At 72.2% G+C, this 17237-nt stretch carries 13 protein-coding genes; 11 read left to right on the forward strand and 2 right to left on the reverse strand.

Annotated features, from left to right (window positions below; translation table 11 throughout):
- Positions 1-33: 33 nt before the first annotated feature.
- Both ACWDZ7_RS06645 and ACWDZ7_RS06650 read right to left on the reverse strand, forming a co-directional pair.
- Positions 34-5751, reverse strand: coding sequence for an SDR family oxidoreductase (locus ACWDZ7_RS06645; protein ID WP_451795334.1), 5718 nt, complete (start codon positions 5749-5751; stop codon positions 34-36).
- A 32-nt stretch (positions 5752-5783) separates the two neighbouring features.
- Complete coding sequence (locus ACWDZ7_RS06650) at positions 5784-6104, reverse strand: acyl carrier protein (protein ID WP_451795336.1); 321 nt, start codon at positions 6102-6104, stop codon at positions 5784-5786.
- A 261-nt stretch (positions 6105-6365) separates the two neighbouring features.
- Here ACWDZ7_RS06650 and ACWDZ7_RS06655 point away from each other — a divergent pair, with 261 nt between their 5' ends.
- The 11 genes from ACWDZ7_RS06655 to serS all read left to right on the forward strand — a co-directional run bounded on the left by ACWDZ7_RS06655 (position 6366) and on the right by serS (position 17097).
- The gene (locus tag ACWDZ7_RS06655) at positions 6366-8006 is read left to right on the forward strand and encodes an aldehyde dehydrogenase family protein (RefSeq protein WP_451519600.1); all 1641 of its coding nucleotides are present in this window, start codon (positions 6366-6368) and stop codon (positions 8004-8006) included.
- Between the two features lie 34 nt (positions 8007-8040).
- Positions 8041-9180, forward strand: coding sequence for an acyl-CoA dehydrogenase (locus ACWDZ7_RS06660; protein ID WP_451795338.1), 1140 nt, complete (start codon positions 8041-8043; stop codon positions 9178-9180).
- Positions 9181-9228: 48 nt separating this feature from the next.
- Positions 9229-10542 (forward strand): aspartate aminotransferase family protein, encoded by a 1314-nt coding sequence (locus tag ACWDZ7_RS06665; RefSeq protein WP_451795393.1) that lies wholly within the window; start codon positions 9229-9231, stop codon positions 10540-10542.
- A 2-nt stretch (positions 10543-10544) separates the two neighbouring features.
- Positions 10545-11027 (forward strand): type II toxin-antitoxin system RatA family toxin, encoded by a 483-nt coding sequence (locus ACWDZ7_RS06670; RefSeq protein ID WP_451795340.1) that lies wholly within the window; start codon positions 10545-10547, stop codon positions 11025-11027.
- Between the two features lie 21 nt (positions 11028-11048).
- A complete protein-coding gene (locus tag ACWDZ7_RS06675) occupies positions 11049-11591 on the forward strand; it encodes a hypothetical protein (protein WP_451795341.1) in 543 nt (180 codons plus the stop codon).
- Positions 11588-12142, forward strand: coding sequence for a flavin reductase family protein (locus ACWDZ7_RS06680; protein WP_451795343.1), 555 nt, complete (start codon positions 11588-11590; stop codon positions 12140-12142). Before ACWDZ7_RS06675 ends, ACWDZ7_RS06680 begins: the two co-directional genes overlap by 4 nt.
- Complete coding sequence (locus ACWDZ7_RS06685; RefSeq protein WP_451795345.1) at positions 12139-13122, forward strand: VlmB-like protein; 984 nt, start codon at positions 12139-12141, stop codon at positions 13120-13122. Before ACWDZ7_RS06680 ends, ACWDZ7_RS06685 begins: the two co-directional genes overlap by 4 nt.
- Entirely contained in the window at positions 13119-14141 is a 1023-nt protein-coding gene (locus ACWDZ7_RS06690; RefSeq protein ID WP_451795347.1) for a beta-ketoacyl-ACP synthase III, read from the forward strand. The genes ACWDZ7_RS06685 and ACWDZ7_RS06690 overlap by 4 nt, the downstream gene beginning before the upstream one ends.
- 76 nt (positions 14142-14217) lie before the next feature.
- Positions 14218-14448: an acyl carrier protein gene (locus ACWDZ7_RS06695; RefSeq protein WP_451795349.1), complete on the forward strand. Its 231-nt coding sequence runs from the start codon at positions 14218-14220 to the stop codon at positions 14446-14448.
- Positions 14448-15668, forward strand: coding sequence for a beta-ketoacyl-[acyl-carrier-protein] synthase family protein (locus ACWDZ7_RS06700; RefSeq protein ID WP_451795351.1), 1221 nt, complete (start codon positions 14448-14450; stop codon positions 15666-15668). Before ACWDZ7_RS06695 ends, ACWDZ7_RS06700 begins: the two co-directional genes overlap by 1 nt.
- 151 nt (positions 15669-15819) lie before the next feature.
- Positions 15820-17097, forward strand: coding sequence for a serine--tRNA ligase (gene serS, locus ACWDZ7_RS06705; RefSeq protein WP_451795353.1), 1278 nt, complete (start codon positions 15820-15822; stop codon positions 17095-17097).
- Positions 17098-17237 lie beyond the last annotated feature (140 nt).

Here is a 17237-nt window from a genome sequence, read left to right on the forward strand (position 1 = left end):
ATCGTCGGTGGGTGTCGTGAGGGTGAGTGGATGTCAGGGGTGCTGCTGCGTCGCCGGGGCCAGACGTCCGTCGAGGAACTCGGTGAGCCTGCGCACCGTCGGGTGGTCGAAGGTCAGCGAGGCGGGCAGCGGCAGCCTGAACAGCGTCTCCAGGCCGCCCTTGACGGTCTGGGCCATCAGCGAGTCCAGGCCGAGCGAGACGAACTCGGCGTTCGGGTCGAGGTCGTCCTCGGCGTCCATGTGCAGGGCGGCGGCGACCTTCTCGCGCACGGCCGCGCCGATCAGGGCCGTACGGTCCGGCTTCGGCAGGGCGGCCAGCGCGGTGAGGTCGAGTCCTGTGCCGTCCGCGCCGCCCTGGTCGTGGCGGGCGAGCCGGTCGTAGAACGCGTCGTCCACGGCGCCGCCCGCCACATAGCGCGCCCAGTCGAACTCACCCACCACCCGGCGGCTGCCGGGCCGCCGCCAGAGCCGCGCCAGGGTGTCCAGCGCCCTGGTGGGCGAGAAGAAGCGGACGCCGCTGCGGTCGATCTCCTGGGCCAGCTGCTCGTCGAGCCGGGCGGACATGCCGACCCTGGCCCAGGCGCCCCAGTTGACGGAGAGGCCGGGCAGGCCCTGGACACCACGCCACTCGGCGAGGCTGTCGAGGCCCGCGCTCGCGGCGGCGTAGTGGCCCTGCGTGGCGCCGCCGAGGACGGCGGCGATCGAGGAGTACGTCACGAAGAAGTCGAGGTCGGGGAAGAACTCCTCGGCGGCCTCGTGCAGCAGCCAGCCGCCGTACGCCTTCGGGGCCAGCTGGGCGTCGATGGACTCCCAGGTCAGCTCGGCGATCAGCTTCTTGTCGAAGGAGCCGGCCGCGTGGACGACACCGCCGACCGGGCGGGGTCCCGCCGCCAGCTCCTCGGCCAGGCGCCGCACGTCGTCGGCGCTGCTCACATCGGCCCGTACGACGGCGACCTCCGCCCGCTCGGACAGTTCGGCGAGCACCGGCGCGGCCTCTTCGGTGGCCCGTCCGCCGCGGCTGACCAGGGTCAGGTGCCGGGCGCCCAGCGAGACCAGCTTGCGGGCGGTGACCAGGCCGAGGCCGCCGAGGCCGCCGGTGACGAGGTAGGTGCGGTCCGGGCGGACGCGGGCCGGCGCGGGCTCGGTGTCCGGGCCGCCGGGCACGTCCACCCACACCTCGGCGCGGGAACCGGAGGCCGCGGTGCGCAGCGCCTCGCCGATCTCTTCGAGGCGGAAGGCCGTGGCCCCGGCCCGCCCCTTGCCGCTCACCGCGCCGGGAGCGAGTGCCACCTCGGCGGCGGGGACGGTCAGGGTGGCGCGCAGGGCGCCGTCATGGCGTACGTAGACCTCGTCGCCCGCGGTGAACGCGGCCTCGGCACCGGCCGCGAGGACCGTTCCCGCGGCCAGCGAACCGAGCACGGGACCGGCGCCGCCGGACTGTTCGCCGTCCAGGGCCGCCTGGGCGTCCGCGGCGGTGACGGCGACCGAGGCGACCCGCACCTGGACCTCACCGGCCGCGGGAGCGCGGTCCTCGACGGGTGCGAGGGACAGGTCGGAGAGGTCACCGGAGTCCGGGGTGCGCAGGGCGAAGCCGCCGGGCCAGGTGCGGGTTGAGTCGCCGGGCAGCAGCCTGCGGACGTGGCGCCGGCCCGCGCGGAGGGCGACCTGGTACTCGCCGGGCGCCTCGGCGCGGAACTCGTCGAGCAGCGCCGACAGGTCGCCGCCGGGCTCGACGTCGACCAGCGTCGCGCGGTACTGGGGCGACTCGGTGAGCAGCACCCGGCCGAAGCCCCACAGGGTGGCGGCGCCGAGGTGGGCGCCGCTGCCGGGCCGGTCGCCGGGCAGCCGCTGGGCGCCCTCGGTGACCAGCCAGAGCCGGGGCGGGCGCTGCTGGGCCGCGGCGTCGAGGACGGTCAGCAGGCCGAGCAGCTCGCGGTAGTTGTGCTCGCACTCGGCGCGCAGCAGCTCGGCGGACATGGTGCCGGGCAGCGGCTGCCAGTTCCAGCAGACGTCGGTGACGGAGGTGTCCTCCAGGGCGGCCTTGAGCGCGGCGGGGTCCGCGACGGGCGTGACGCGCAGACCGCCGTCGGCGGTGGTGTCGGTGGCCGCGGCGCTCTCGGGACGGCCGAGGAGCAGCACGTGCCGGGGCCCCGTGCCCGACGCGACGGCGGGCAGGGCGCGGCGCACCCACTCCGGACGGTGCAGGAACTGCCGCTGTCCCGTGGGGCCTTCGGGGCGGGTGAGGGTGACGCCGCCGAGTTCGAGGACGGGCGTGCCGTTCTCCAGGACCAGGATGTCGGCGAGGCGCCGGTCCTGTTCCGTGCCGACGCGGGCGACGACGCTCAGCCGCTCGCCGCGGGGCTTCTTGAAGTGACGTACGGAGGCGATCTCCCGGGGCAGGAACACCGGGCCCTCGGGGTCGAGGGCGACGGCCGCCTCCAGCGCGGCCTCGATCAGCTCGGCGGGCACCTGCTCGACGGCGGTGGTGCCCCGGCAGCTCAACTCGCCGGTGAACACGCCGTCCTGGTGGCGGCCTGCGCTCAGCAGGGCGCGGGCGCGCGGTCCGTGCGGGCGGCCCACCGAGGCGAGGTCGGTGTAGAGGTCCTCGGCGTCGCTCTCCAGGGTGGCGGATCCCACGGCGAGCCCGGTGAGGCGCGGCTCGTCCTGGTCCTGTCCGGCGGCGAGCACGGCGGTCGCGTGCGGCCGCTCGCCGCCCTCCTCGTCGCCGTCCTTCTCGGCGACGGTCAGGACGGTCACCTCGGTGCCGCCGTCCGCGCGCGGCCGCAGCCGGGTGGTCAGCGTCAGCGGGGTCTCGGCCGTCAGGGTGAGGGGTTCGAGCAGCCGCAGCTCCTGGACGGCGGCCCGGGTGTGGCCGTGGACGGCGTCCTGGAGCGCGAGCAGCAGGTCGACGTAGGCGCCGGCGGGCAGCGTCGTACGGTCGCCGGTGGCGAAGTCGGCGAGCGCGCCCAGCTCCTCGACGGTGAACTCGGCCGCGAACTCGCGTACCGGCCCCTCCACTTGCACCTCGGTGCCGAGCAGCGGGTGGTGCGCCGCCCCGCCCTGCGCGCCGCCCCTGCGGGGGGTGACGGAGGGCAGCCAGTAGCGCTTGCGCTGGAAGGCGTAGGTGGGCAGTGCCGTCTTGGCCGGGACGGCGCGGCCCTCGTGGTATCCGGCCCAGGAGACCGGCAGGCCCGCCGTGTAGTACTCCGCGAGCGCCCGCAGCGTGGTGTCGCCGCCGCGGTCGCGCCGCCGCAGGCTGGCCAGCCACAGGTGGTCGGCGACGGGCAGCGAGCGCTGGGCGAGGGCGGTCAGCGCGGTGGAGGGGCCGATCTCGACGAGGGCGTGGCGCCCGCGCCGGGCCACGGCGCGGATGCCGGCCAGGAACTGCACCGGCTCGCCGATGTGCCGCACCCAGTAGTCGGGGGTGCCGATCTCGGCGAACCGGGCGAGCCTGCCGGTGACGTTGGAGATGAGGCTGATGACCGGCTCGTGGAAGGTGATGTCGGACAGGGCGGCGCGGAAGTCGTCGTACACCTCGGCCATGAGCGGCGAGTGGAAGGCGTGCGACACGGCCAGCTGGTCGACGCGCAGGCCCTGGGCGAGCAGCTGCTCGGTGACCTGCGCCAGCGCCTGAGCGCCGCCCGAGATCACGCACTGGTCGGGCGCGTTGGCGGCGGCGAGCGCCAGGTCGGCGTGGGGTTCGAGGAGCGGCAGGACGTCCTCGGCGGGGGCGGCGACGGCGGCCATGCCACCCTCGGAGCGCACGGCCTGCATGAGCCGGGCGCGGGCGGCGACGAGCGTCACGGCGTCCGGGAGGCTGAACAGGCCCGCGACCGCGGCGGCCGCGGCCTCGCCGATGCTGTGTCCGATGAGCACGTTCGGGCGCACGCCCCAGTCCATCCAGAGCTGGGCGAGCGCGTACTCCAGGGTGAACAGGGCGGGCTGGGTGTACTCGGTGCGGTCGATCGCCTCGGGGTCGTCGGCGGTGCCGATGACCAGATCGCGTATGGAGCGCCCGAGGTGGGCCGAGAACAGCTCGTCGCAGGCGTCGACGTGGCGGCGGAAGACAGGGAAGCGCTCGTACAGGTGGGCGCCCATGCCCGCGTACTGCGAGCCCTGGCCGCTGAACATGAACGCGACCTTGCGGACACCGGCCGGGCCCTGGTGGTCGTGGTCGGCGGCCTTGTCCAGGAGCTTGGTGAGCGCGGCGCGGTCGGTGACGGGGCCCGCGACGCGGTACGGGTGGTGGGTGCGCGAGACGTTGCCGGTGTAGCAGAGCCCGTCGACCGGCAGGTCCGGAGCCCCGGCCAGCAACTGGCGATAGCTCTCCACCTGTTCGCGCAGGGCGGCGGCGGTCTTGGCGGAGAGCGTGAACATGGGCGTCGCGGGCGCCTCGCCGGACGCGCCGTCCTGTGCCACCGCCGCCGGGGGCTGCTCCAGGACGACCGCGCCGATCGTGCCCGCGAATCCGAAGCTGTTGACGACCGCGCGCCGGACCGGCGCCTTCCACGGCTCGCACGCGGTGGGCACCCGCACCGGGTACAGGTCCCAGGGGATGCGGCCGGAGGGGGTGTCCAGGTTGAGGTGCGGGTAGATCGTGGCGGACCTGATCTGGAGGACGGCCTTGATGACGCCGACGATGCCGGAGGCCGGCTCCATGTGGCCGAGGTTGGTCTTCACGGAGCCGACGAGCAGCGGGTCACTCTTGGTGTGCGAGTCGGCGAAGGTGTCGCCGATGGCGCCGAACTCGATGGGGTCGCCCAGCGGGGTGCCGGTGCCGTGCGCCTCCACGTACTGGATGTCCTCGGGTGCGAGCGCGGCGGCGGCGAGAGCGGAGCGGATCACCTTCTCCTGCGCCGGTCCGTTGGGCACCGTCAGCCCGGCGCTGTCGCCGTCCTGGCCGACGGCGGTGCCCCTGACCAGGGCGAGGACGGTGTCGCCGTCACGGGTGGCGTCCGAGAGCCTCTTGAGTACGACGATGCCGCAGCCCTCCGCGCGGGCGTACCCGTCGGCGGACTCGTCGAAGGTCTTGCACTGGCCGTCGGGGGACAGCATCTGCGCGTTGGAGAACATCACCGGGATGCGCGGGTGGTGCAGGGCGTTGACGCCGCCGCACAGCGCGATGTCGGTCTCACCGGCGCGCAGCCCCTGGACGGCGACGTGCAGGGCGGCCAGGGACGACGAGCAGGCCGTGTCGATGCTCATGCTCGGGCCGCGCCAGCCGAGGAAGTACGAGAGCCGCCCCGACAGCGGGAACATGGTGATCCCGGAGGCGAGCAGCCCGTCGAGGTCCTCGTACGGCAGGGAGTCCAGTTCGAGGGCGTAGTCGATGGAGCTGGCGCCGATGTAGACGCCGCCGTTGCCGCGGCGCAGCGGCGCCGGGTCGATGTTGGCGTGCTCCAGGGCCTGCCAGGCGGTCTCCAGCAGCATGCGCTGCTGGGGGTCCATGTACTGGGCTTCCTTCGGGGAGATGTTGAAGAAGGCCGCGTCGAAACGGTCGATGCGGTCGAGGAATCCACCGGACGTCGTGTGAATCTTTCCCTTGTCGTCCGGGCCCTGCGGGGTGAACGCTTCGACGTCCCACCGGTCACCCGGAATGGGGCCGATGCCGGAGCGTCCCTCACGCAGGAAGGCGTCGAATTCGTCGAGCGAATTACTGCCGCCGGGGAATCGCAGGCCGACGCCGACGATCGCGATCGGTTCGGGCGCCCGGCCGGACACCTGATTGTTCTCTGATTCCTCGTGCGGCATTCCGAGTCTCCTTCTCTCCGGGACCTGGTGGATCAGTTGGTGCCGGGTATCGCGCCGGCTGTCGCGTGCGAGGAATCACTGACCGCGTCGACGAGATAGTCGAGGAGCCGGCCGACCGTGGGCTCGTTGAAGAGCACGTTCGCGTTGATGGAGAGGTCGAGGATCCCCTCCAGGGTCTGCCTCATCTCGGTGAGCTTCAGCGAGGTGAGACCGAGGTCGAAGTAGCTGATGTCGAGCGGCAGGTCCTCGGTCTCGTCCATGAGCAGACTCGCCCGGAACTTGGCCACGAGGAGCTGCTCCATTTCTTCGGCGAGTTCTGGCCGGGGCAGTTCCCGGAATTGCTGAAGTGTCATGTGTACGGGAGACATGGAGCCATGTAAGCAACGGCGGCTGACGCCCCACTGACGTCGCGCGCGTACCACCTGGGCCCGCCACTCAGTCCCCCTTTCGCGCATCGCTTCGGGGGTTGGCTCAATCAGTTCGGAACCGGCGATCAGTACGGCGTCAGCGCCGGGTCAGATCGGACTGCCACGATCGAGATGCTTCGAAACAAGAGCTCACCAGATCGCCAGATCGGAATCCACTCGGAGAACCCCCACCCCGAAAGGCTGATAATGCTGCGCGGCGCCATACAGGAGGAAAGTGCTCCGGCACGCTCCGGACTCAAGAGCTACGACCTCTATATCGCGGGCAAGGACGTCGCGGGTGACGGGTGGGTCTACACCGTCAGCGGGCGTTCCCTGCTGGAAGACGTCTTCACCAGTGTGAGCCTCAAGCGCACACTGGAGCAGGACCCCGAATCCGACGCGGCCAACCACCCCTATGTGGTGGGACGGTGCGCGATCGCCGACGACTCCGCCATCGACCTGGCCACGCAGGCCGCCGCCGCCGCGGCGCCGGACTGGGCGGCCGTCCCGCAGGAGCGGCGGATGCGGCTCGGCACCCGCTTCCGCGAGGAACTCATCAAGCACCAGGACGAGTTCCTGGAAATGCTGGTCGCCGAATCGCACCCGGTGAAGCTGGCCCGCTGGGAGCTGAGCTGCCTGCTCCAGATCTACGCCCCCGGCAGCCTGCGCTGGTACACGAAGCAGATGCGCGTCGAGAAGGAGTACGGCGGCCGCAAGCTGATCCTCCAGCGCCAGCCGGACGGCGTGGTCGCCTTCAACCCGCCGCAGAACGCCCCGCTGCCCAGCGCCGCGCTCTCCGTGCTCGCCCTGATGGCCGGCAACGCCGTCGTGGTCCGGGCGCCGCGCAGCATCGCGCTGTCCACCATGTGGCTGCTGCGGGACATCGTCGCGCCGCTCCTGGAGGAGTTCGACGCCCCGCCGGGTGTCCTGAACGCGGTGTGCAGCAACCCGAAGCAGACCATGGACCGCTGGGTCACCGACCCGCTGATCAACGACATCTTCTACATCGGCGGCAGCCAGGAGGGTCTGCGCTTCGAGCAGGCCTGCGTGGCCAACGGCAAGAAGCCCATCCTCGAACTGGCCGGCAACGACGGCATCGTGGTGTGGAAGGACGCCGACGTGAAGTGGGCGGCCGAGGCCATCACCGAGTCGTTCTTCGGCTCCGGCCAGATCTGCATGGTGCCCAACTACGTACTGGCCCACCCGGCGGTCGCGGACGCCCTCATCGCCGAGGTCAAGGAGCAGGTCAAGGCCATCAAGCCGGGCTTCCCCGAGGAGGAGGACGTCCTGCTCTCCCCGGTGCGCCGCAGCGAGCGCTTCTTCCGGCTGCTGCGCCAGGCCCTGGACAACGGCGCCGAACTGGTCACCGGCGGCAACCGCACCGAACTCGACGGCACCCCTTCGGAGACCGGCGTCTTCCTCCAGCCCACCGTCGTACGCGTCGACGGCCTGGACCGGGCCCGCACCTACGACGTCGTACGCGAGGAGACGTTCTTCCCGCTGATCCCCGTCATCGTGCCGGAGGCCGACAACGACGACGCGCTCCTGGAGGACTTCCTCAGGTTCGTCAACTCCAACGAGTACGGGCTGCGCAACTCCCTGTGGTCGCGCTCCGACCACGTCATCGACACCTTCGTGCGCCGCGTCGTCAACGGCGGCCTGCTGAAGGTCAACGACTCCCACATCGGCTTCCTGCCGTACCTGCCGAGCCACGGCGGCACCGGCCGCACCGGCGGCGCCTTCGGCGAGGCCAACTACCCGATGCTCAAGACCTCCCATGTGCAGGGCGTCAGCATCGCGCGCGACGTCAGCCCCTACCAGGCGGTCTTCGGCGCCTTCGACGACTGACCCATTCCGCCCCCTCTCCTTCGGAGGTTCTGACGTGCGTTCCCTCGATGCCGCTCGGGCCGTCTGCGAGCGCTACCACCCCGGTCTGCTCAAGGAGCTGGAGCAGATCCCCTACACCGAACGGGAGAAGCCCGGCAGCCCGATCATCGACCTCTTCCGCATCCACGGCGGGGTCGGCCTGCTGATACCCGAGAGGTTCGGCGGGCACGGCGCGGGGCCGCTGGACGCCCTCCACACCCAGCTGGCCCTCGGCTCCCTGTCGCCCTCCCTCGTCGCGGCCGTGTCCATGCACCACTTCACCGTCGCCATGCTCTACTCGCTGGCCCTGGCGAAGGGCCGGCTCACCGACGCGCAGAACGCCCTGCTGCACCGGGCCGTCCCGGACCAGCAGGTGATGGCCTCCGGCTGGGCCGAGGGCCGCACCGAGCAGAACATCCTCACCCCCGCGGTGACCGCCCGCCCGGTCGAGGGCGGCTATCTGCTGTCCGGCGCCAAGAAGCCGTGCAGCCTCTCCCGTTCGATGAGCCTGCTCACCGCGAGCATCGCCATCCACGGCCTGGAGGGCGACCCCGAACTGGCGCTCGCCCTGGTGCCCTCCGACGCGCCCGGCCTGACCGTCCACCCCTTCTGGGGCAACGAACTGCTGGCCGGCGCCGAGAGCGACGAGGTGCGCCTGGAGGACGTCTTCGTACCGAAGGACATGGTCGTACGCGCCGGGGCCGACGATCCGCGCCGCCTGGACGACCTGCAGACGGCCGGATTCGTCTGGTTCGAGATGCTCATCACCGCCGGCTACCTGGGAAGCGCGGCCGCCCTGGTCGAACAGGTCCAGGAGCGGGAGCGCGGCGGCATCCAGGAGCGGGCCGCCCTCGCGGTCGAACTGGAGGCCGCCGTGGCGCTGCTCGAAGGCGTGGCCCGCGCGATCGGCCCCGAGCCGGGCGACGAGGCGTCGGTGGCCCGGGTGCTCGTCGCCCGCTACGCCGTGCAGAACGCGCTGCCCCGCATCACCTCGCGCTCCCTGGAGCTGCTCGGCGGCCTGGACTTCATCCGCGGCTCCGACCACGCCCTCGCGGCGGCCGCCTCCACGGCGCTCGCCTTCCACCCGCCCGGCCGGGGCGCCGCCGCCGAGCCGCTCCTGCGCTACTTCGACGGCGGACCGCTGGTCCTCGCCTGACCGCAGCCCCGCCCGCACCCGTTCCTTTGGAGTGAGAGATCCGTGACCATAACGCAGGAAACCCCCGCGCCCGCGGCCTCCCAGGTCTCCGCGGCCTCCGCGGCCGACACCGAGGCGGAGGTCCTCGGCCTGTACCGCGCCCACCTGAGCAAGGGCAGGGCCACCCTCGCCGAACTCTTCGGCAGCCACATGGAGGTGTCATCCGAAGGCGCCTGGCTCACCACCAGCGACGGCGAGCGCTTCCTCAACACCGGCGGCTACGGCGTGTTCATCATGGGCGCCCGCCACCCCATCGTGATGGAGGAGGTGGAGCGCCAGCTCCGTACGCACCCCACCGCCACCCGCATCCTCCTCGAACCGACGGTGGCCCGCGCCGCCGAGGCCCTGGTCTCCGTCATGCCCCAGGGCCTGGACCGCGTGCACTTCTCGCTGTCCGGCGCCGAGGCCGTGGAGACCGGCCTGAAGCTGGCCCGCGCGGGCGGCTTCAAGCGGACGATCTCCATGCGGGGCGGCTACCACGGCAAGACGCTCGGCGCCCTGTCCGCCACCGCGAAGGAGGTCTACCAGAAGCCGTTCCGGCCGCTGATCCCCGACTTCCAGCACCTGCCGTTCGGTGACACCGACGCCCTGGAGGCCGAGCTGGCCGCCCACCCCGGCGAGGTCTGCGTCATCCTGGAGCCCGTCCAGGGCGAGGGCGGCGTCATCATCCCGCCCAAGGGCTATCTGAAGCGGGTCGAGGAACTGGTCCGCGAGCACGACGGGTTCCTGATCCTCGACGAGGTGCAGTCCGGCTTCGGCCGCCTCGGCGAGTGGTGGGGCGCCGACATCGAGGGCGTACAGCCCGACGTGCTGCTCGCCGGCAAGGCGCTCGGCGGCGGTGTGCTGCCGGTCTCCGCGGCGATCGCCACCCGCAAGGCGTTCCGGCCCTTCGACAAGGACCCCTACGTCCACACCTCCACCTTCTCCGGGCAGCCCCTCCTGATGGCCGCGGTGCGCGGCGCCGTGCGGGCCATGAAGGAGGAGCGCCTGGTCACCCGGGCCACCGACCTGGGCGCCGCGCTGCTGCCGCGGATCGCCGAGATCGCGTACCGCAACATCCCGGAACTCGTCGTCGACGTGCGCGGCCAGGGCCTGCTCATCGGCGTGGAGCTCGTCGAGGCGGGCCTCGCCGGCGAGCTGCTGATCGAGCTCTTCAACCACGGGGTGGTCGCCAACCACTCCATGAACGGCAGCTCGGTGGTGCGGTTCACGCCGCCCGCCGTCCTCAGCGACACCGACGTGGAGTTCCTCCTCAACTCCTTCGACCTGGCCACCCGCGACCTCGTGCGCGGCGCGGCCACCATGCCGGAAGGCGGTAACTGATCGTGCGGCACGTAGAACTGGAAGCAGTGGTCCCCGCGGAGCAGGTCTCCACGGTCTTCGACTCCGTGATGCGCTGGGAGAAGTACCCGGACCTGGCCCCTCACGTGAACTCCACCACGGTGCACGCCACGCTGCCCGCCGAGAAGTGCAGCTCCAGCTGGGAACTGCACTTCCGCAGCGGTCTGCTGCGCTGGACCGAGGACGACGTCTTCCTGCCGGAGCAGGGCACGATCCGCTTCGAGCAGTCCGACGGCGACTTCGACTCCTTCGTCGGCGTGTGGTCCCTGACGCAGGACGGCGACGACGTCGCGGTGCGCTTCGACGGCGACTTCGACTTCGGCATCCCGAGCCTGGAGGGCATCCTCGACCCGATCGCCGAGCGGGTCATCAAGGAGACCGTCGCCTGGGCGCTGACCGGTCTCTTCCCGAGCACGCGGATCGCGGGCGGCATCGAACTGTCGCAGCCCGCCGCCGTCGGCGCCTGAGACCTCTGCCAGGAGCTGACCATGGACCAGGCCAATCCCTTCGAGACGCCGAAGACGTTCTCCCTGCACCGCGCCGAGTACCTGGTGGGCTTCGCGGTCTCCACCGGGCTGCTCATCGCCCACATCGGCGAGATCCGCTGGATCCCGGCGGTCGCGCTCTTCCTCTACATCGACCTGATCGGCTACATCCCCGGCGCGATCGCCTTCCGGCGCAGCGGCGGGAAGCCGATCTCCAAGGTGTACTACGTCCTCTACAACGTGATGCACAGCCTCATCACGCAGGCCGCGGTGGCCGCGGCCTGGTGCTGGCTGATCGGTCCCGAGTGGGCGCTGCTCGTACTGCCCTTCCATCTCTTCGGCGACCGCGGCCTCTTCGGCAACTTCATGAAGTCCTTCGCGCTGCCCTTCGAGCCGGTGCGCCAGAGCGGCTATCTGCGGCTCCTGGACGACCTCGGGCTCGCCCACCCCAAGCCGGTCGGTCACGCCCAGGATCCGGAGCCGGTCGGCCACATCGTGAAACTGCCCGTCCCGGCGGCCCGTTCACGTGAGGAGGCCCTGCGATGAGCACCCTCACCACGCTGCGCCGCCCGGTGCGCCAGGACCCCGCGGAGCGCCGCCGGGCGCTGTACCACCTGGCGTCGCCCGTGTCGGTGCTGACCGTCGGCCACGCCGGGCAGCTGCACGGCACCACGGCGAGCACGGTCACGCTGGTCTCGCGCGAGCCGCTGCTCATCGGGGTCGCGCTGCGCCCCGGCTCGTCGTTCGCACGGCTCGCCGCGGCCGAGGGGCGCTTCGTCGTCAACGTACTGGACGGCGGACAGGGCGAACTGGCGCGGTGGTTCGCGGACAGCTCCCGGCCCGACGGCAGCGCCCAGTTCGCCGGCACGTCCTGGACGGCCGACTCGTACGCCGGCGCGCCCCGCCTGACCGGCGCGCTCGCCCACTACTCGTGCCGGGTCCACTCCTCGCACCGGGCGGGCGACGGCGAGGTGCTGCTCGGCTACGTCGTACGCGCCACCGCCGACAGCCGGCCGCCGCTGTTCAGCTACGCGGGCGACCTCGTCGCAGGCGCCCTGCAACCCGCCCGCACCACGAAGGAGACATCGGCATCATGACCGGTTCTGTGGCCCCCGAGGCCGACTGGGACAAGGCACCCGGCCTGCTCGACGGCGCGAAGGAACTCACCCTCGGACCCGACGACTGCGACCTCGCCTACTGGTTCACCTCCGTCGCCCAGGGCACCCTGCGCGACCGCGGCGAGACCGGGCACCACGCGGACGCGACGGTCCCCGACTTCCTGAAGGCGCCGGGGCCGCTGCGCGACGCGCTGGTCCTGGAGTTCGGCTTCCGCGGCCTGTCCGAGGAGATCGCCACACGGCTGCTCGGCCACTATGTGGCGCTCGCCCCGGGCGTGCCCGAGATGGAGTTCTACGCCACCCAGCTCATCGACGAGGCACGGCACGCCCGCGTCTTCCGCAACCACCTGGTGGAGCTGGGGCACCCCGCGGACACCCTCCTCAGGGACATCGACGAGATGGCCGCGGACTACCGTCAGCGGGTCCTGGACCCGGTGGTCGACTTCACCCTCGACATCGTCCGCGACCAGGCCGACTTCGCCGGCGGCGTCGCCGTGTTCGCCATCGTCATCGAGGGCGTGCTCGCCCCGGCCGCCGAGCTGAGCGAGCGCAAGTGGACCCCGCTGTCCCCGGCGACCGGGGAGATCTCGCGCGGCACCGCCATCGACGAGATCCGCCATCTGACGGTGGCCAGCACCATCCTGCGCGACCACGTCGTCGCCCACCCCGAGTACCGCCCGCGCCTCATGGAGATCCTGCGGGCCGGGGTGAAGCTCTGGGACGAGATCCCCGACCGGGAGTTCGTCATCCACCGCGAGGAGCTGTTCCAGAAGGGCATGGCCGACCACGCCGACCGAATCGGCGACTACGAGATCTGGCCCGGCGTACGGATGCTCGACACCACCCCGGAACAGCGCTACGACATGGCCGAGCAGTGGACCGATGAGATGGCCGAGTCCCGCATGGCGTACATGGGGCTGCCCGTCGAGGTCCTCAGCAGCGCGGAGCCGGGCGCATGAGCGGCGCGGCCCGGCCGCTCGGCCGGTCGGCGGTGATCTGCGGCATCGGTGGTCACGTGCCGCCGAACCTGGTGACCAACGACGAGCTCTCGCGGCGCCTCGACACCTCCGACGCGTGGATACGCTCCCGCACCGGAATCGCCGAGCGCTACGTGGTCTCGCCCGGCACCGCCACCTCCGACCTGGCGGTGGAGGCCGGTCTGCGCGCGCTGAAGTCGGCGGACACCGAGCAGGTGGACGCCGTCGTCCTGGCCACCACCACTCCGGACCAGCCGTGCCCGGCGACCGCGCCGACGGTCGCCGCCCGGCTCGGGCTCGGGCAGGTGGCGGCGTTCGACGTGGCCGCCGTCTGCTCCGGGTTCCTCTACGGGCTCGCCACCGCGTCGGGGCTGATCGCCTCGGGGATCGCCGAGCGGGTGCTGCTTGTGGCGGCCGACGCGTTCACCACCATCGTCAACCCCGAGGACCGCACCACCGCGGTGATCTTCGCGGACGGCGCGGGGGCCGTGGTCCTGCGGGCCGGCGGGGCCGACGAGCCGGGCGCGGTGGGCCCGCTGGTGCTCGGCAGCGACGGCGAGCTGAGCCACCTCATCGAGGTGCCGGCCGGCGGCTCCCGGCAGCGTTCGTCGGGCACCGCGCCCGAGCACGGCGACCAGTACTTCCGGATGCTCGGCCGCGACACCTACCGGCACGCGGTGGAGCGGATGACCGCCACCTCGCGGGAGGCGGCGGAGCTGTCCGGCTGGCGGCTGGAGGACGTGGACCGGTTCGCGGCCCACCAGGCGAACGCCCGCATCCTCGACTCCGTCGCGGAACGGCTCGGCATCCCCGCCGAGCGGCAGCTCAGCAACATCGAGCAGGTCGGCAACACCGGGGCCGCCTCGCTTCCGCTGCTCCTGTCCCAGTCCGCCGCCGACGGCCGGCTCACAGCCGGGCACCGAGTGCTGCTCACCGCGTTCGGCGGCGGGCTCTCCTGGGGGGCCGCGACGCTCGTCTGGCCCGAAGTGCAGTCCGTCTGACGCCCACCGGCGCCGGGCGGTACCTCCTCAAGACCCGTACGCCGAACGGCGCGTACGCCTTCCGAAAGGGATCGTCATGCTGGAGCAGCTCAAGGAAATCCTGTCCAACAAGCTGAAGGTGTCCCCCGAGGCCATCACTCCGGAGGCCACCAAGGACGACATCGAGCTGGACTCGCTCGCCGTGGTGGAGCTGTCGCTGCTGCTCAAGTCCGAACTGGACATAGACGTCAGCGACGACGACCTCCTGGAGGCCGAGACGGTGGCCGACATGGTGGCGCTCATGGAGACGAGGAGCGCGAAGGTCTGATGGCCGGCATCGACATCGCTGTCACCGGGCTCGGCCTCGTCACTCCGGGCGGTATCGGGGTCGGGCCGAGCTGGGCGGCGGTCTGCGAGGGCCGGTCGGGCGCGGCGTTCGATCCCGTACTGGCGGACAACCCGGTGCGGATCTCCTGCCGTGTGCCCGGCTTCGACCCCGAAGCGCTGCTGACGGCCCGCCGGGCCCTCCGTCTGGACCGGTTCGTCCAGTTCGCCCTGGTCGCGGCCCGCGAAGCCATCGCGGACGCCAGGCTCGACCCGCTGACCTGGGACGGTGCCCGGGTCGGGGTGGTGCTGGGCTGCGCGGACGGCGGTCCCGGCACGGTAGAGGAACAGCACCACGTGCTGCGGGAGAAGGGCGCCGACCGGGTCTCGCCGCTGCTGCTGCCCATGCAGCTGCCGAACATGCTGGCCGGTCAGACGGCCATCGAGTTCGGGGCGACGGGTCCCAACCTGGTGGTGGCCACGGCCTGCGCCTCCGGGGCGACGGCCATCGGCACGGCCCGGGACCTGCTCGCCCTCGGCCGCTGCGACGTCGTCCTCGCGGGCGGCAGCGAGGCCATGATCACTCCGCTGGTGATGGCCGGGTTCGCGCAGATGGGTGCTCTCTCCCGGCGCGAGGACGACCCGACGGTCGCCTCGCGTCCCTTCGACGCCGAGCGGGACGGCTTCGTCGCGGGTGAGGGCGCCGGGATCCTCGTCATGGAACGCGTCGAGGACGCCCGGGCCCGCGGGGCGCATCAGCACGGCCGGATCATCGGCTACGGCGCCACCGCGGACGCCCATCACATGACGTCGCCGCATCCGGACGGCGCCGGAGTGGAGGCGGCGGTCCGTGCGGCCCTCGCCGACGCCGGGGCGGACCCGGACGACGTCCAGCACGTGAACGCCCACGGCACCTCGACGCCGCTCAACGACGTCGCCGAGGCGAGGATGATCAAACGGACCCTCCAGGGGGATCCGCTGGTCACCTCGACCAAGGGCGTGACCGGGCATCTCCTGGGCGCGGCGGGCGCGGTGGAGGCGGCGTTCACGCTGCTGAGCATCGAGCACGAACTGGTGCCGCCCGTCGCCAACCTGGTCATGCCGGACCGGGACGTCGACATCAAGCTCGCGTACTCGGCGACCTCCATGCCCATCGATCTGGCGCTCAGCAATTCCTGCGGGTTCGGCGGACAGAACACCGTCCTGGCCCTCGCCCCCGCGTGAACACCGGAGCGGACCCGCTCCCATCCCTCCCCCGACCCCTGCCCCGGCAGGGAGCCGCAGCCGCCCCCCGCCAGGGGGGCGGCTCGGCGCTTCCCAGCCCCCTTCGTCCCCCTTTACTCCCTCCACCGCAGCCCCGACCCCAGGAGAAGCCATGCACGATCCGCGTGAACTGATCGCGTCCGGGCCCGACGCGGTACGGCGCCTCGCCCGCCGCCGCTACGACCTCGACGTGGCCGCACTCGACGAGGCCCACCGCGGCCGCGCCGACGCCCAAGCCGAGGTGACCCGGCTGCGCACCGAGATGAACCGCGCGGCCCGCGACCGCAGGACCGGACCGCCCTCCGAGCAGGACAAGGAGGCGGCCCGGACGCTGCGCACGGAGGTCCAGCGGGCCGAGGCCACCGCCAAGGAAGCGGGCAAGAGGCTCGCCGACCTCGTCCTCGCCATCCCCAACATCCCCCTCGACACGGTGCCGGACGGCGACTCCGAGAAGGAGGCCGTGGAGGTGCGCCGCGGCGGCCCGCCCCCGTGCGAGGCGTCCGACGCCCGCCACCACGCCGACATCGGCGAACGGCTCGGCATCTTCGACGGCAAGGCCGCGGCCCGCCTCTCCGGCGCCCGCTTCACCGTGAGCCGCGGCCCCGGGGCCCGCCTGGAGCGCGCGCTCGCCGACTTCTTCCTCGACCTGCACACCGGCGAGCACGGCTACACCGAGCACTCCGTGCCGTTCCTCGTCAACCGCGACACCATGACCGGCACCGGCCAGCTCCCCAAGTTCCAGGAGGACCTGTTCGCCACCCAGGTCGGCGACCGCGAGCTGTTCCTGATCCCCACCGCCGAGGTCCCGCTGACCAACCTGCTCGCCCAGCAGACCCTGGACGCCCGCGAGATGCCGTACGCGTTCACCGCGCGCACCCCGTGCTTCCGCGCCGAGGCGGGGGCGTACGGCAGGGACACCCGGGGCATCCTGCGCCTTCACCAGTTCGAGAAGGTGGAGCTGGTCCGCGTCTGCGCGCCCGAGGACGCGCACGCGCAGCTGGAGCTCATGCTGGGGCACGCCGAGGAGTGCCTGCGGCGCCTGGAACTCTCCTACCGTGTGGTGCGGTTGCCCGCGGGGGATCTCGGCTTCTCGGCCCGGACGACGTACGACATCGAGGTGTGGCTGCCGGGCAGCGGCTCCTACCGCGAGATCTCCTCGGTCTCCGACTGCGGCACCTTCCAGGCCCGCCGCGCCGGCATCCGCCACCGCACCGCTGACGGCCGCAAGGAGCACGCGGCGACCCTCAACGGCTCGGCGCTGCCCATCGGCCGCACGGTGGCCGCGCTTCTGGAGCAGGGCGCCCGGCCGGACGGTTCGGTCGAGCTGCCCGAGGCACTCGTCTCGTACGCCGGTTTCCGCCGGATCCTGCCCGACGGCACGACCGGGTGACCCAGCCGGGCCGTCGCACACACCACAAGTGGGGGGAGTCCAGGTGATGTGTCCCGTCGAGAGGACCGTCAACATCCACCGTCGTCGGGGTTGACGGACAAGAACTTCCGAGTGCCAAGGCTCCGCCGGTCAGCGGGCCG

It is taken from the genome of Streptomyces sp. NPDC003032, assembly GCF_053591415.1.

Excerpts from the sequence above, each read along its gene's own strand:
- ACWDZ7_RS06645 (WP_451795334.1), bottom strand. The coding sequence starts at position 5,751 with ATGCCGCACGAGGAATCAGAGAACAATCAGGTGTCCGGCCGGGCGCCC.
- ACWDZ7_RS06650 (WP_451795336.1), bottom strand. The coding sequence starts at position 6,104 with ATGACACTTCAGCAATTCCGGGAACTGCCCCGGCCAGAACTCGCCGAA.
- ACWDZ7_RS06655 (WP_451519600.1), top strand. The coding sequence starts at position 6,366 with ATGCTGCGCGGCGCCATACAGGAGGAAAGTGCTCCGGCACGCTCCGGA.
- ACWDZ7_RS06675 (WP_451795341.1), top strand. The coding sequence starts at position 11,049 with ATGGACCAGGCCAATCCCTTCGAGACGCCGAAGACGTTCTCCCTGCAC.
- ACWDZ7_RS06680 (WP_451795343.1), top strand. The coding sequence starts at position 11,588 with ATGAGCACCCTCACCACGCTGCGCCGCCCGGTGCGCCAGGACCCCGCG.
- ACWDZ7_RS06685 (WP_451795345.1), top strand. The coding sequence starts at position 12,139 with ATGACCGGTTCTGTGGCCCCCGAGGCCGACTGGGACAAGGCACCCGGC.
- ACWDZ7_RS06690 (WP_451795347.1), top strand. The coding sequence starts at position 13,119 with ATGAGCGGCGCGGCCCGGCCGCTCGGCCGGTCGGCGGTGATCTGCGGC.
- ACWDZ7_RS06695 (WP_451795349.1), top strand. The coding sequence starts at position 14,218 with ATGCTGGAGCAGCTCAAGGAAATCCTGTCCAACAAGCTGAAGGTGTCC.
- ACWDZ7_RS06700 (WP_451795351.1), top strand. The coding sequence starts at position 14,448 with ATGGCCGGCATCGACATCGCTGTCACCGGGCTCGGCCTCGTCACTCCG.
- serS (WP_451795353.1), top strand. The coding sequence starts at position 15,820 with ATGCACGATCCGCGTGAACTGATCGCGTCCGGGCCCGACGCGGTACGG.